The organism is Kordia sp. (assembly GCF_965283645.1).
Classification (GTDB): Bacteria; Bacteroidota; Bacteroidia; order Flavobacteriales; family Flavobacteriaceae; genus Kordia.
Genome location: NZ_CBDIPG010000001.1, coordinates 3,796,713 through 3,810,807 on the forward strand (window position 1 = coordinate 3,796,713; position 14,095 = coordinate 3,810,807).

Consider the following 14,095-nt stretch of genomic DNA (forward strand, 5'->3'; position numbering starts at 1 on the left):
TCGCTTGGATCGGTACTTCTTCTTTTACAATAACTATGTTTAAAAAAGCAAATAAACCATTCCCAATAATCATCCAAACTGGAATGATGGAGTGTGGCACTACCTCATTAGCAATGATTTTCAAATATTATGGATTGTACAATATACAACGCGCTCTTGCTGAAATGGCAGGAGTAGATACCCAAGGTACAGATCTTTACACGTTAGCGAGAATCGGAGTGCAATTTGGATTTAAATCCGAAGGATATGAGTTAGACTATGAAGGTCTCAGAGACATTACTTTACCCTGTATTGCACACTATGAAGGAGTACATTTTATAGTTGTTTATAAGGTTAGCCAAACGCATGTATGGGTAGTAGACCCAGCTTATGGCAAAGATAAATTCACTAAGAAAGAGTTTTTAACCAAATGGAATGGCACCGTTCTCACATTGACACCAACGGACAATATTTTTAAAAATAAAGATATGATGGATTTGGTTGCTGATGAGGTTAAAGAGAACCAATCAATGTTCAAACGGTTCTACAAACCCGTTCTAAAGCCTAATTACAAACTGCTAGTTCAGATTGTTCTTACTACCTGTTTTTTACAAATTATCGGATTGTCAATTCCATTATTCACTCAAGCCATTGTGGACCAAGTTCTTGTAAATCAAAACTTGAACTTATTGTACTCAGTTTTAGCGGGTTTGTTCTTTATATTCATCATACAAACGGTGTTTCTATATTTCAGGAATATTCTTTTGATTCAACTCAAGGTGCTTATAGAATATGATTTTTTTAGTCAATATTTTAAACATTTTATCTCGCTCTCTCAGCAATATTATGATCGGCACAGAAGAGAAGACTTTATAAATAGATTTAGAGAAAATATGACCGTAAGGCAAATATTGAATCCAGCGATGCTCCAAGCTATTTTCGATCTATTATTAGTAGTTATTTACATTCCTCTGCTATTTGTTTATAATATAAAACTAGGACTTTTGGGGGTTATTTTATCGGCAACTATTCTAATGGTTGCAATTTTATCATTACCAAAAATTAGAGCTTTAACCAATAAAGTCTTTTATAAAGATGTTGCTGTACTGGGTAAATTCCTAGATGTGCTCTTGGGAATCAACACCCTAAAACTACTGAGCATAGGGCAATTAAAATTCATGAGTTGGCAGCGTGAATACCGAAGTAATTTAAATATAGTGTCTGAGGCAGAAAAAGTGCAAACAATATTCATTACCATCCAACGCAGTCTCTTTCTCTTTACTCAAATTTGTGTTTTCTGGCTAGGTGCTTATTGGACTTTTAATCAAGAGTTAACTATTGGAGAATACTTGGCTTGTATTGCCATTTTTACCATTGTATTGAATGCCTTGAACAATGTTGCCGTACTCTGGATTCAAATGGCTGATCTATCCGTTTCTATGGCAAGATTAAATGATGTTTTACGGCAACCTAAAGAAGAATCAAAGATACTTCCGGGTATGACGGAAACTATAAATACCATCACATTTGATAACTTAAGTTTTGATTACGGATCAGATTCGGGTCGACTTACACTAAGAAAGATTAATCTCGTAATTAAGTCAGGTGAGAAGATAGGAGTAGTAGGACGCAACGGTGCAGGAAAAACCACTTTGGTGAAAATGTTAGTAAATTTATATCCAGAATATATGGGCGCTATCTTATTAAATCAATCGCGAGAAATCCGAACCATATCTCCCACGGTATTAAGAAAAAAAATATTCTTCTTTCCACAAGAAGTCTACATCTTTAATGGTACAATACGAGAGAATATTTTATACGCAAACCCGCAAGCAAGCAATGAGGAAATAATAGAAGCTTGTAAGTTGGCAGATTTTCATGAATTTATAAAGAATAATTTTTTAGGTTACAACCAAAAAGTAGGTGATGAAGGAGCAAACTTATCTGGTGGAGAAACCTTGAAACTTGCCTTTGCTCGGCTCTTTGTGTGTAATCCAGATGTAATAATACTCGATGAAGCTAGTAGTGAATTAGATATTGAAACGGAACGAATTATATTGACCAATGTTATGGAAAAATTTGCTAACAAAATCATCATATCCATTGCACATAGAATCAATACTCTTAGAAACTACGATAGAATTGTGGTTATGGACCAAGGTGAAGTCGCCGAATGTGGTCACCACGAAGAACTACTTAAAAAAGAAGGACTTTATCATCAATTAATCAATACCTATGTCAACTTCTAAATCAAAAAACAATCACAACAATACCCACGACCTTAAAGAGCTACAGTACAATGATTTGTATAAAAACAATGATCGACCTCTAAATGATCTCCGAAAACAACACAAATCATTTGTACTATGGGTTTGTGCAGGCCTATTTGTGTTAGCCTTAATCCTTGCAATTACCTTAAAGATTCCAAATTATGTAACTATTCCCGTTGTAATTGAAAATCAAGGCGAAACTAGAGAAATGAGTTTCTCTCACGATGTAAGAGTACTCAAAAATTATATTGGTCTTGGTGATTCTATAGTTGTTGGAGATCAACTTTGCTTAATTACATCACCTGAAATCAAATCGTTAATCAGTCAAATCGTAAAGGCAGAACAGAAATTACAATCACTCGTACAATTGGATTCAATTCAGCTTGAATCTACATTGCTTGGCTTACAGGAAGAACAGACTGCAAAATATGCATTGATCAAAGCGATCCAGACCGAACGTAAAGCAGCATTATCTGCATTCAAATCGGAACAACTAGCGCTTAAAGCCTCTGCTGATTATACGACAATTTTATTTCAAAAAAACCACACGCTCTATCGTAAAGGAGTCATAAGTCAAGTAGAATTTTTAACTGTGAAAAGAAACTATCAACAAGTTTTAGCGCAACGTGATGTATTGATGAAAAATCATTTGCAGAACATGCAATCTTATGAACTTCAGATTGAACGGATTAATGAGTCTTTAGTGCCAATTCGCAACCAAGAAACAGCTACTACATTAAATTATGAAATTAAAATTAAAAAGTTATATCAAGCTATTGAGATAGCTCGACACGAACTTGAACTTCAATACGGAAACGTTGAAATTGATGGAAATAGTCTTATTCTGAAAGCGCAAAAAGATGGAGTAATAACATATCGTTCATCAGGGCAGTCACGTTTAATCAGCGGTCAAATCCTTTACAGAGCCGAATACTCAAGAGAAAAATTGTTTGCGAAGGGATTTCTGAATAGTGAGATTATAGGTCAAATTGAAACAAATATGATTGGGAAGATCAATTTTGAGTCTTTACCTTCATATCAATGGGGAATATTAAAAGGTCGAATACACACCATTAGCCTTTCAACAGACAATGAAGGTAGGTATGCCTTTACAGCTACCATTAAAAATACTAATCCCAAAGTTTATCGTCGCTTGCGGAACGGGCAAAGTGGTAATATGTCGGTCATTATAGATTCTAAAACACTGATCGGTTATTTGACTGTTAGCTTCAAAAAAAACACGAGCATGTTGTAAAGCTATTTTAGATAAAATTTTTATTACGATTTTAAAATATCAGATGGATACTGACCATATTTGTTGTAGAACTTGCGAGAGAAACCTCCAGCATTCTTAAATCCACATTGTTGCGCTATAGCCTTAATAGTATATCGTTTATAGACAGGATTACTCGCCATTTCATTAAAGGCAAAATCGAGTCTTAGGTCATTTATGTACTGCGAAAAGTTTTTGTCTTTATCCATATTAATAACCTTGGAAAGATAGGTGTAGTTGGTACCAAACTTTTTGGCTAGTTGGCGAAGTTGAATTTTTTCAGAGAGAAATTCTTTAGTATTCTCAAAGTTTTCTAGTTGCTCTCGAATCTTATTTATGACATCAATAGAGATAGACAAGTACTGTTCAATTTCAGCTGCGTTTTGCTTAGAAATATTTTCTTCCTTTAAGTTAAGTAACACCCAATGCCTTAGCTTTGATTTGATCTTAATATTCTTGTAAACAAGCCAAACAATGAGCGACAAGACAAGTAAAGTAGCAACCAATAAATACACTAAACGAGTTATTGCTCTATTTTTCGATTTATACTTTTCAGAAGTCTTTAGCAGAAGTTGTTCACTGGCTTGAGACGTTTTTAAGGCCTCAAGCTCTTTAGTGAATTTCTCTTCATATTGCAAATCCATGTATTTAAAAATGGAATCTATTGATTGCAATACAATTTTAGGTTCAGAATTGGTCAAGGATGATACACGAAGCTGATATTTTAGCACTGTGTTTTGCAGACTCCTGTCTATGTTGTTTATGCCAATTGCATATATAGAATCAATATATTTTTGGGCGTCTTCATACTTGCCAAGTTCTAAAAAAGCTTCTGCAATATTTCCATAAGCAATAGCAAAACTAGTGTTGGTTCTAATGCTATCTTCAGATTTCCTCAAATTTTCAAGTCCCTTTAAATAAAAATTTAAAGCTTGATCATACTCTTTTTTATAGAACATATAAATACCATACTCTCCATAGATACTCTTCCTATAACCATAAGGTAAGCCGTCGACTTGGTCAATCAGCTCGTTCATGATCTCAAAAGCACCATTTAAGTCATTAAAATAATGGTATCTTATTTGTGCCCGTACCATTTTTGCACCGATAACGTTGATTGTATCTCTGGTACGTCGAACAGCTTGAATACGCAACTGATTATTGTCTAAAGCAAGATCATAATCTTTGGTCTCTAAAAATATATTCTCACAGAAAAAATAATATATCGCCAGCGATGTATAATCAGAAGATTCATTAATCAACGATTTAAACTTATCAGCGATCACGATACACTCACCATACTTCTTAAGATTAGAAGCAGTATACCAAGCCATGTAGAAATAATCTCGTTGCCGTGGATAACTTATTTCCTGATTTAATGCATCCACTGCCTTATAGAAGTAGACAGCTGCACTATCAATTTTGTTTTGAGCGTAGAAATATTCTCCAATCAAAAAATTATTTTCAACAATCAGTGAATCGTAAGTCGGTTCAAGCTTAGATAAAAGACTTTCAGACTGTTTGAGTAAAAAAAACGTTGAATCCTTTGAGGAAGTTGTTGATAATGATTGGAGTCTTTCGATCTTTAAGATCGACTCTAGCCTATCATTTTGGTTAAAACAACCAATTATTATTGTACAAGTTAACAATACAGTCAGAAAAATTATACAGAAATTTAGATTAGTTTTCAATTACTATCATGTTAGGAGAATCAGACCCTATGTCTATCTCTCATTTAAATATTATAGGCTTAACTGTATACTAAACAGGACTTTAAAATCTAAACTACGTATTCCTTTATTACTTTACTATTGAGTCCAATAGTTTAGAACACCTGTTCTTCGAGAATTCGAATTCGCAAATTTAGAAAGATTAGATTTTCGAAAGGCCCAGTTTTTTTGTACCTAACATCAACAATTATTCCAATATCAAAATTCAAAAATATTCCGGTTTTACGAGAAGTATAATCATAAAAAAATCATCATGTGTCGCCCTAAAATCGGTTGACAGTTTTTCAGTTTAATGTGCACTTTCAAAGTTAAGTAATAAATTATTTAACTACTTGGTTTTTTTATGTAATTACACGTTGTTATCTCATAAACTATAATTACTTAAACTCACACTATTTTTGATAGATGTGACCCTAAAACTCTTTTAAAATGACATATTAATAAGTCAATTCTTCCCTAACAGCAAAGTACGTCTAAACCACTGTTTTCAAAGAAATTTGCATGGTAGTTCCTTTGCCAATTTCTGATTTCAATACTTTTACTTTTCCTTCGTGATAATTCTCAACAATACGTTTTGCAAGCGATAAGCCCAATCCCCAACCACGTTTTTTACTTGTAAATCCAGGTTGAAACACCTTTTTAAAATTTCGCTTTGGAATTCCTTTTCCATTATCCGTAATTTGAATCTTTACAAACGAATCCGAAGGAATAATTTCTAACTTCAAATTGCCTTTTCCTTTCATGGCATCAATGGCATTTTTCACCATATTCTCAATTGTCCAGCTGTACAATTGTGCATTAATTTCACTGTAAATAGGTGTTTCAGGAGCTGCAAAAGTAAAATTGATCAACTTAGAAGAACGTGTCAACAAATAATCATACGAATCCTTGGTTTCTTGTACAATATCCAAACGTTCTAACTTAGGAATAGAACCAATTTTAGAAAAACGTTCGGTGATGGTTTGCAAACGATCAATATCTTTTTCGATTTCCATTATATAGTCAGGATCAACATTTTCGGTCTTCAAAATCTCAGTCCAACCAACTAAAGATGAAAGTGGTGTTCCAATTTGATGCGCGGTTTCTTTAGCCATTCCTGCCCATAACTTATTCTGCTCGGAAGCTTTGGAAGCACTAAAAAAGAAATACGCAACTGCGGCAAACAACACGATAATCAACAATAATGCTAACGGATAATATTTGAGTTTGTTTAAAGTTTCAGAATTTCCGTAATAAAGTGTACCAGATTTTACTTCTTTCTTTAAGCCTTTATCAAAATAAAATACTTCTATTGAATCATTCTCTTTTGAGAATTGTTTAATTTTCTTTTCAATATAAATTGTATCACTTGATTTTTCCTCATCTATATTCATAGTGATAATCTCACCATCAGTATTTCTTATGATTCTTGGATTAGAATTTTCAATAGCAATAACATCTACGGCTAATAGCAAATCTTCTTCGGCATTAATTGATTTTAATGCTCTTACCCAAATTTGCATTTTTGTGCGTTCATCTTTTTTAAACTCTTGAAAAAAGATATAGGTATTCCATAAAATTCCTGAAACAATAATAAAAGAAGCGAGAATCAGGATTCTTCTAATTAAAACAGGCTTATTTTTAAAAATCATATAAACACTTTGGAAATACTAATATAAACGAAAAGTTACAGTTTTATTGTAACAATAGAAAACTTGAGGTAAAATATACGTCATTCCGAACTTGATTCGGAATCCCATAGTGAAAATTATCGCTTCAGAAATTGGAATCAAGTTCGGTTTTAGACAAAATCTGAATCAAAATAAATTTTAAGCTCCTTCTATTTCCTTACTTATGATACTATAAGTTCTATAGTGATCGTAAACATTACTAAGAAAACTCCATCTTGAAAGTTATGACAGTGACAATTAGCAAGACCACCTGAAACAATAATTCCGTCAGAACAAACAATTTTTACAGTTTGACCTCCCAAAATAGCAAACTGCTGTACTTTTGTCAACGTTTTTACACCATCCATCTTTAAAATGTTTTAAATCATGATTAAAAGTTTTAGTGGATACTTCTCTAAATGCAACGATAAAACACATTAAATAGCATTTAGACTTCAAAAAAAATAAGTATTAACGCATTTATGACGTTTGTAATTAGAGTTGTTTCCTCCGCTTTTTTACACTAATTTTGTACCACTAAAAATATTGAAAATGGTATCAATTGATCCAAAAGAAATTCCAACTGCAAAACTACACGGCTATCTGTTAGGTGCTGTCGCGCCAAGACCAATTGCGTTTGCAAGTACAGTTGACGAAGAAGGAAATCCAAATCTTTCTCCGTATAGCTTTTTCAATGTATTTAGTGCCAATCCGCCAATTATGATTTTTTCGCCAGCGCGAAGAGTTCGTGATAACACCACAAAACACACACTTGAAAACGCAATCGCAACGAAAGAAGTAGTGATTAATGTGGTAAATCATGCCATTGTGCAACAAATGTCGTTAAGCAGCACAGAATATGCCGCAGGTGTAAACGAGTTTGAAAAAGCAGGATTGACAATGGTGCCTTCTGACAAAGTAAAGCCGTTTCGTGTAGCAGAATCGCCAGTGCAATTTGAATGTAAAGTGAATGAAGTTGTACACTTAGGAAATGAAGGTGGCGCAGGAAACTTAATCATTTGTGAAGTGGTAAAGCTACACATAAATGAAGATGTTTTAAACGATCGTGGAACAATTGATCATTACAAAATAGATTTAGTTGCCAGAGCTGGTGGAAGTTTTTACAGCAGAGCACGTGATGGATTTTTTGAAATTCCAAAACCAATTGCTACCTTGGGAATTGGCGTAGATCAAATTCCAGAAAATATTCGTACAAGTACAATACTAACAGGAAATGACCTTGGAATTTTAGGAAATGTAGAACAATTGCCAACATCAGAAGAAATTCAAGAATTTATCAACACAACAGAAATAAAAATTTCAGAAAACAAAGAAAAAAATCATACAGCAGCAAAAGAACTTTTAGCAAAAGGAGACGTAACAACTGCTTGGAAAATATTATTAGTAAAATAAATAAGATGGAAGTACAAGGAAAAATAAAAATGATTGGAGAAACTCAGACGTTTGGAAACAATGGGTTTAGAAAGCGTGAAGTTGTGGTAACAACAGAAGAACAATATCCACAACACATTATGGTGGAATTTGTACAGGATAAAACAGACTTATTAAACAACTTTCAAGTTGGACAGCCTGTGAAAATTAGCATCAATTTACGTGGTAGAGAATGGGTAAATCCGCAAGGAGAAACTAAATATTTCAACTCTATTCAAGGTTGGAGAATTGAAGGTGCACAGCAAGATGCGCCTGCAGGAATGCCACCTGTGCCACCAGCAGATGCTTTTGAGCCAGCAAGCGATTTCAAAGAAGAAGATCACGACGATTTACCTTTCTAAGAAAATAGTTTGGATATATTTTGTCTTTTCGAGCGAAGTCGAGATATAGATAAAATTATAACTCCTTTTAAAATATATAAAACCTCATAGCAATCTGTTATGAGGTTTTTATATTTTTCTTGAATCCAAAATGAACTAATGCCACATTGAGCAGAGTCGAAATGAAAGCATAATTTTGTAAATTCACACAAAAATCAACCAATGCAACTCACCAAAGCTATCGAAACGTTGTTCAAACGTTATTTGCCATCACCATTTACGATTGCTGTTTTATTGACATTATTGACCATTGTGTTGGCAACACTTTTTACAAAACCTGAAGCTTCAACAACAGGAAATCATTTCATACAAGTACTATCGTATTGGGAAAGCGGAATTTGGAATTCGAGCTTACTCGTTTTTGCATACCAAATGATGTTAATTTTGGTTTTAGGACATGTGTTGGTATTGAGTAAACCTGTCAATAAGATAATTTTAAAAATCACAAAATCAGTCACAAATACGACAAATGCTGTCATTTTAGTAAGTGTAACAACAATGTTAGTCGCCTTCTTTAATTGGGGATTGGGTTTAATTTTCGGCGCTATCCTAGCCAGAAAAGTTGGTGAGCATGCGCAGAAACATCAAATACCGATAAACTATCCGTTAGTTGGTGCCGCAGGATATGTTGGACTCATGGTTTGGCATGGCGGAATCAGTGGATCAGCACCTTCTAAAGCCGCCGAAATAGGTCATTTACAAGGTTTAATGAATGGTGTGTCAGATGCAAATATGATGGCGCAAATACCAGAAGTTATTCATTCTACAAATACCATATTTAGTTGGTGGAATTTACTCTTATTCGGAATGCTATTAGTTTTAATTCCATTCGTATTAAGTGTAATTTCAAAAAAAGCGAAACCAACAGAACTCAATTTACCAGCGTACGAATTTGATACAGTAAACAAGGAAACACTAGAAGGTGCCGAAAAACTAGATTATTCTTTTTGGTTTGCAATTGCATTTGGAATCTTAGTATTATTTGTATTCTTTCTTCAATATGGAAATAGCTTAGATTCGCTTTCGCCCAATATGTTAAACTTTTTCATGCTAGGTTTGGCAATCGTTTTACACGGAAATTTTAAAAGTTTCTTAAATGGAGTAGAAGAAGCCATCAAAGGAACTTCAGGAATTTTAATACAATTTCCACTCTATTTTGGAATCATGGGAATCATGAAAAGTTCAGGAATGGTCGGAATGATCTCAGATTCATTTGTCTCAGTCGCAACCATAACAACCTTGCCAATTTATACATTTTTTAGCGCAGGATTGGTAAACATATTTGTGCCAAGCGGCGGCGGACAATGGGCAATACAAGGACCAATTGTAATAGAATCTGCCATAAAATTAGGTGTTCCATTACCAAAAGCAATCATGGCGTTGGCGTATGGAGATCAAATCACAAATATGCTACAGCCATTTTGGGCATTGCCACTTTTAGGAATTACACGATTAAAAGCAAAAGAAATATTACCGTATACAATCATTTTAATGTTAGTAGGTTCGTGCGTGTATATTTTAGGCTTACTATTGCTATAAAAAAAGTCCCGAAAACGGGACTTATTACTGTGGTTTTAGGCTTTAACCCTAACGTACTAATTCAAAAAGCATTTAATGAAATAAATGTTTAGAAATGTTAAGATTATCACAAAATTGGTGAAAAATTACTAAAAATCAAAGATTTATGTGTGCTTTTCCAAAATAAGGCACTCGATTTAGAACAGAACATGTACATTTTAAAAGAAAAAATAGCGTTTCCTCCAGTTGAAGAAGCTTCTCCAGAAGGTTTTTTAGCCATTGGTGGCGATTTGTCTCCCGAACGATTATTACTAGCATACAAAAGCGGGATTTTTCCTTGGTTTAGTGATGATGAACCTATCGTTTGGTGGTCGCCAGATCCGCGAATGGTATTGTTTCCAGATGATTTAAAAGTTTCCAAAAGTATGAAACAATTATTGCGTCGTGAAACATTTACAGTAACGTATAACAAAGCTTTCAAAGAGGTAATTCGCGCATGCGCTTTCATAGAACGTCCAGGACAAGATGGCACTTGGATTACATCAGACATGGAAGAAGCATACATCAAATTACATGAGCTTGGATATGCCATTTCTGTGGAAGTTTGGCAAGATGAACAACTCGTTGGTGGCGTTTACGGAATTGATTTAGGTCATATATTTTGTGGCGAAAGTATGTTTGCTAAAGTCAGTAATGCGAGTAAATACGGTTTTATTCACTTAGTTGAACGATTAAAAAAGAACGGTTGCCAACTCATCGATTGTCAAATGCATACCAATCATTTAGCAAGTTTAGGTGCGTATGAAGTTTCACGTGAAGTGTTTTTGTCGTATTTGTGATAATTCAAAGATTCAAAGATTAAAGAGTTGTTTTAATCATAATCGGGAAACAGTCAAAGTCAAAGTTTAAAATTTATCATTCTTCAATCTCTTCATAAAAGTTGTAATACAATATAAGATGAACTTTATAGAGAGAAAAGTCAAAAACAAGCTCGAAATTATGATTAAATTTACCATAAGATCAAAAGACATATCAACACCTTTATTAATTTTTAAGTAGGCAAAGAATCTTGTTGCCAAATCTATATACAGAAGTATAAAAGTGTAAAATATAAGAGTTCAAATTAAATTGTAAAAAAAAGATTTCATACATTATTAGTAGTGTAAGATAGAAAAAAGTTACATTTTCAAAATTACAGAAGTTAGTACAAATAGAATTTCGCTAGTAGTATTTGTGTAATTTTCAAAGCGATATTCCAAACCAGTTTGAAGCTTTAAATTCTTTGTCCATTGCCAACCAATTTGTGTGGTAAAACGTTGATCAATTTGTGGTAAGTCAGTTTTTGCAACGCTTAGTAACGATTCAACATTAGTCACCAAATACGGTTCGCCAACATCTAATTTGTCACCTTGCAACGGAAAATCGATCGTAAATCGATACCGAAAACGATGCACAGTTTGGTCGGTTGTAATACGTTGTTCAGAACGAAATCGATGTCCAAATCGGATCACATTTGGTCGGTACGCGTAATTGTATTGTTGCGTCAAGCGAAGTTCATTGCTTTTATCTTCAAAATTCTCGCGAAAGCGATACATAATTCCTGCACTTACACTATGATTTGAGTTAAAACTATACGTGGAAAAGTGAATAAATTCAAACTGTCGCATTGTAAATTCAAATTCATCATCACGATAGATATAGTTTCTAGCTTTTGTGGCAAAATTTACTTTATACGTATCATTCACTTTATGATTTACCGCAAAAAGTGGTTCAAAAAAAGTAGTGAAATCATTTTGTGAAAAGACAGAATAAGAGCAGAGAAAAATCGCGAAAGCGAAGTAAAACCTAATATAAGATATGATCATAAGAGCCTTTAATAACTGTTCTTACCTGTTTAAAATCGCCATCTTTTGTAAATGTAATTTCGATAAAATAACGCTTCTTATCTTTCTTCACTTCTGCAATAATTTCATAAGAAAAAGTGCCTTTTAGATCACCTGAAAATGCATTTTTGATTACTTTTTTAGCTTGTGAAATATTATTTTGATATTGTCGTTGAATCTTTTTAAAACGAAAAGAAGCATACGCATTGTACATATGTTTTTTAATCATTTCAAGTGTTCTCGGTTTAATGTTTTTTGCTTTTATCGTAATTTCTACATCTTCTAAAACACCTTTTTTACTAAACTCAATACTGTACTTTTTTCCGTTGTATTTGAGTTTGGTTTCATAACTTAATTTCAAGCTGTCTCGTTCTTTATAATACTTTACTTTTTTGACGTTTTTTGGGAGTGTATTTTTTAGTAATTCTAGTGCATTTTTTGGAAAATCAACTTTTTTTATGCGTTCTTCCTTTTCGTATTTAAACGAATTTTGCGCGCTACAAAATAGCGAACTGCATACTATGAGTATTACAAAAAGTTGTTTCATAATTTCTGAACTTCTTTATATCGAAAACAATCAATCGTATGATCATTTACCATTCCTGTAGCTTGCATGTGCGCATACATCACCGTAGAACCGACAAATTTAAATCCTCTTTTTTTCAAATCTTTACTCAATGCATCTGATAATTCTGTCGTTGCAGGAACTTCTTTTTTATTGGAAAATGCATTTTGAATTTGTTTCCCATCGGTAAATTTCCAGATATACGTTGCAAAACTTCCAAACTCTTCTTGAATTTTCATAAAAGCTTGCGCGTTGGAAATGGTTGCTTTTATTTTTAATTTATTTCGAATAATGCCAGCATCTTGCAACAAACTATTATATGTATCTTCTCCGTAATTTGCAATCTTTTTATAGTCGAAATTATCAAATGCTGCTCGAAAGTTTTCACGCTTTCGTAGAATAGTAATCCAACTCAAACCCGCTTGAAACGTCTCTAAAATCAGAAACTCAAACAACGTATCATCATCACGAACAGGAACGCCCCATTCTTCATCGTGATAGGCCATATATAAAGGATCATTTCCACACCAAGTGCATCTTTTTTTATCCAAAAAATCCATTGTTTATCGTTTTAAGTGATTTTATGACAAACATCATAAAATGCTTTTTATTCGTTTTGTAAATTTACGAAGCTAAATAGTAAGAACAAAAGAAGTCGAAATTTACATTCGTAAGTTTTTTGTAAAACTGCGACTGATTTTGAGTAAAAACGATAGAAAATGACAACTACAGACATACATATAAAAAATATAATTGACGAAAGTTTACAGAAAGCAATTTCATATCCTGCCTATAGAACCTTGGTTAAGAGCTTGGTAGAAGAAGGGAAATCGACAGGAGAAACACAAACAGACGCATTGTCAAATTATTCTATGTTGAATGATAAGCGTATGAAGCGTTTGGATAAAACGACGAAGTTAACCGAAGAAGCTGTTGCAGAAATTGAAGCTTATAACGGAAATGTAACTTGGTTAGTGTTAACAGAAAGTTGGTGTGGTGATGCTGCGCAAACGATGCCAGTGATTAACAAAGTTGCTGAATTGAATGACAATATTACGCTGAAAGTAGTGTTGAGAGACGAAAATGAAGCGTTAATGAATGAATTTTTAACGAATGGAGGAAAATCAATTCCGAAGTTAGTTGCTATTGATAATGCATCCGGAAACATACTTGGAGATTGGGGACCAAGACCTACCAAAGCAACACAATTGGTGAATGATTATAAAGCCGAACATGGAAAATTGACACCAGAATTTAAGCAAGATTTACAAGTTTGGTATAATAAAGATAAAGGACAGAATACAGTTGACGATTTGTTGAAGCTTGTGTAATTTTTTTTGTCATTCTTCCGAAAACAGGAATCAAATTATATAAGATTTTAGGAACCCATTGTGCA

The 14,095-nt window shown here is 33.5% G+C and carries 13 protein-coding genes; 7 read left to right on the plus strand and 6 right to left on the minus strand.

Features of this window, described 5'->3' with window-relative positions:
* The first annotated feature begins 35 nt into the window (after nucleotides 1–35).
* Nucleotides 36–2,228, plus strand: a complete 2,193-nt coding sequence (locus ACQ654_RS16740) for a peptidase domain-containing ABC transporter (protein WP_430411496.1) — start codon at nucleotides 36–38, stop codon at nucleotides 2,226–2,228.
* The gene (locus ACQ654_RS16745; protein WP_430411497.1) at nucleotides 2,215–3,504 is read left to right on the plus strand and encodes a hypothetical protein; all 1,290 of its coding nucleotides are present in this window, start codon (nucleotides 2,215–2,217) and stop codon (nucleotides 3,502–3,504) included. Before ACQ654_RS16740 ends, ACQ654_RS16745 begins: the two co-directional genes overlap by 14 nt.
* A 23-nt stretch (nucleotides 3,505–3,527) precedes the next feature.
* Here the strand turns inward: ACQ654_RS16745 and ACQ654_RS16750 are convergent, their stop codons facing one another.
* From ACQ654_RS16750 to ACQ654_RS16760, 3 genes are all read right to left on the minus strand, one after another.
* Complete coding sequence (locus tag ACQ654_RS16750) at nucleotides 3,528–4,976, minus strand: helix-turn-helix domain-containing protein (protein WP_430411498.1); 1,449 nt, start codon at nucleotides 4,974–4,976, stop codon at nucleotides 3,528–3,530.
* Nucleotides 4,977–5,725: 749 nt separating this feature from the next.
* Complete coding sequence (locus ACQ654_RS16755; protein ID WP_430411499.1) at nucleotides 5,726–6,883, minus strand: sensor histidine kinase; 1,158 nt, start codon at nucleotides 6,881–6,883, stop codon at nucleotides 5,726–5,728.
* 200 nt (nucleotides 6,884–7,083) lie between these two features.
* Nucleotides 7,084–7,269: a hypothetical protein gene (locus ACQ654_RS16760; protein ID WP_430411500.1), complete on the minus strand. Its 186-nt coding sequence runs from the start codon at nucleotides 7,267–7,269 to the stop codon at nucleotides 7,084–7,086.
* A gap of 184 nt (nucleotides 7,270–7,453) precedes the next feature.
* Between ACQ654_RS16760 and ACQ654_RS16765 the strand changes: the two genes are divergently transcribed.
* The 4 genes from ACQ654_RS16765 to aat all read left to right on the plus strand — a co-directional run bounded on the left by ACQ654_RS16765 (nucleotide 7,454) and on the right by aat (nucleotide 11,090).
* The gene (locus tag ACQ654_RS16765) at nucleotides 7,454–8,314 is read left to right on the plus strand and encodes a flavin reductase family protein (RefSeq protein ID WP_430411501.1); all 861 of its coding nucleotides are present in this window, start codon (nucleotides 7,454–7,456) and stop codon (nucleotides 8,312–8,314) included.
* Nucleotides 8,315–8,319: 5 nt separating this feature from the next.
* Nucleotides 8,320–8,694 (plus strand): DUF3127 domain-containing protein, encoded by a 375-nt coding sequence (locus ACQ654_RS16770; protein WP_430411502.1) that lies wholly within the window; start codon nucleotides 8,320–8,322, stop codon nucleotides 8,692–8,694.
* A gap of 201 nt (nucleotides 8,695–8,895) precedes the next feature.
* The gene (locus ACQ654_RS16775; RefSeq protein ID WP_430411503.1) at nucleotides 8,896–10,272 is read left to right on the plus strand and encodes a short-chain fatty acid transporter; all 1,377 of its coding nucleotides are present in this window, start codon (nucleotides 8,896–8,898) and stop codon (nucleotides 10,270–10,272) included.
* A 188-nt stretch (nucleotides 10,273–10,460) separates the two neighbouring features.
* Nucleotides 10,461–11,090 carry a leucyl/phenylalanyl-tRNA--protein transferase gene (gene aat, locus ACQ654_RS16780; protein WP_430411504.1) on the plus strand — a complete coding sequence of 210 codons (630 nt, stop codon included), beginning with the start codon at nucleotides 10,461–10,463 and terminating at the stop codon, nucleotides 11,088–11,090.
* A 339-nt stretch (nucleotides 11,091–11,429) separates the two neighbouring features.
* On the opposite strand, the gene ACQ654_RS16785 is transcribed toward aat, so the two are convergent.
* From ACQ654_RS16785 to ACQ654_RS16795, 3 genes are read right to left on the minus strand one after another with little or no spacing between them, the layout of a single operon-like run.
* A complete protein-coding gene (locus ACQ654_RS16785) occupies nucleotides 11,430–12,116 on the minus strand; it encodes a DUF2490 domain-containing protein (protein ID WP_430411505.1) in 687 nt (228 codons plus the stop codon).
* On the minus strand, nucleotides 12,097–12,681 hold the full coding sequence (locus ACQ654_RS16790) for a hypothetical protein (RefSeq protein WP_430411506.1): 585 nt from the start codon (nucleotides 12,679–12,681) through the stop codon (nucleotides 12,097–12,099). The genes ACQ654_RS16785 and ACQ654_RS16790 overlap by 20 nt, the downstream gene beginning before the upstream one ends.
* Entirely contained in the window at nucleotides 12,678–13,259 is a 582-nt protein-coding gene (locus ACQ654_RS16795) for a DNA-3-methyladenine glycosylase I (protein ID WP_430411507.1), read from the minus strand. The genes ACQ654_RS16790 and ACQ654_RS16795 overlap by 4 nt, the downstream gene beginning before the upstream one ends.
* A 159-nt stretch (nucleotides 13,260–13,418) precedes the next feature.
* Between ACQ654_RS16795 and ACQ654_RS16800 the strand changes: the two genes are divergently transcribed.
* Complete coding sequence (locus tag ACQ654_RS16800; RefSeq protein ID WP_430411508.1) at nucleotides 13,419–14,030, plus strand: thioredoxin family protein; 612 nt, start codon at nucleotides 13,419–13,421, stop codon at nucleotides 14,028–14,030.
* Nucleotides 14,031–14,095 lie beyond the last annotated feature (65 nt).

Coding starts and splice junctions, on each gene's coding strand:
- aat (WP_430411504.1), top strand. CDS start 10,461: ATGTACATTTTAAAAGAAAAAATAGCGTTTCCTCCAGTTGAAGAAGCT.
- ACQ654_RS16765 (WP_430411501.1), top strand. CDS start 7,454: ATGGTATCAATTGATCCAAAAGAAATTCCAACTGCAAAACTACACGGC.
- ACQ654_RS16795 (WP_430411507.1), bottom strand. CDS start 13,259: ATGGATTTTTTGGATAAAAAAAGATGCACTTGGTGTGGAAATGATCCT.
- ACQ654_RS16775 (WP_430411503.1), top strand. CDS start 8,896: ATGCAACTCACCAAAGCTATCGAAACGTTGTTCAAACGTTATTTGCCA.
- ACQ654_RS16785 (WP_430411505.1), bottom strand. CDS start 12,116: ATGATCATATCTTATATTAGGTTTTACTTCGCTTTCGCGATTTTTCTC.
- ACQ654_RS16745 (WP_430411497.1), top strand. CDS start 2,215: ATGTCAACTTCTAAATCAAAAAACAATCACAACAATACCCACGACCTT.
- ACQ654_RS16760 (WP_430411500.1), bottom strand. CDS start 7,269: ATGGATGGTGTAAAAACGTTGACAAAAGTACAGCAGTTTGCTATTTTG.
- ACQ654_RS16790 (WP_430411506.1), bottom strand. CDS start 12,681: ATGAAACAACTTTTTGTAATACTCATAGTATGCAGTTCGCTATTTTGT.
- ACQ654_RS16800 (WP_430411508.1), top strand. CDS start 13,419: ATGACAACTACAGACATACATATAAAAAATATAATTGACGAAAGTTTA.
- ACQ654_RS16770 (WP_430411502.1), top strand. CDS start 8,320: ATGGAAGTACAAGGAAAAATAAAAATGATTGGAGAAACTCAGACGTTT.
- ACQ654_RS16755 (WP_430411499.1), bottom strand. CDS start 6,883: ATGATTTTTAAAAATAAGCCTGTTTTAATTAGAAGAATCCTGATTCTC.
- ACQ654_RS16740 (WP_430411496.1), top strand. CDS start 36: ATGTTTAAAAAAGCAAATAAACCATTCCCAATAATCATCCAAACTGGA.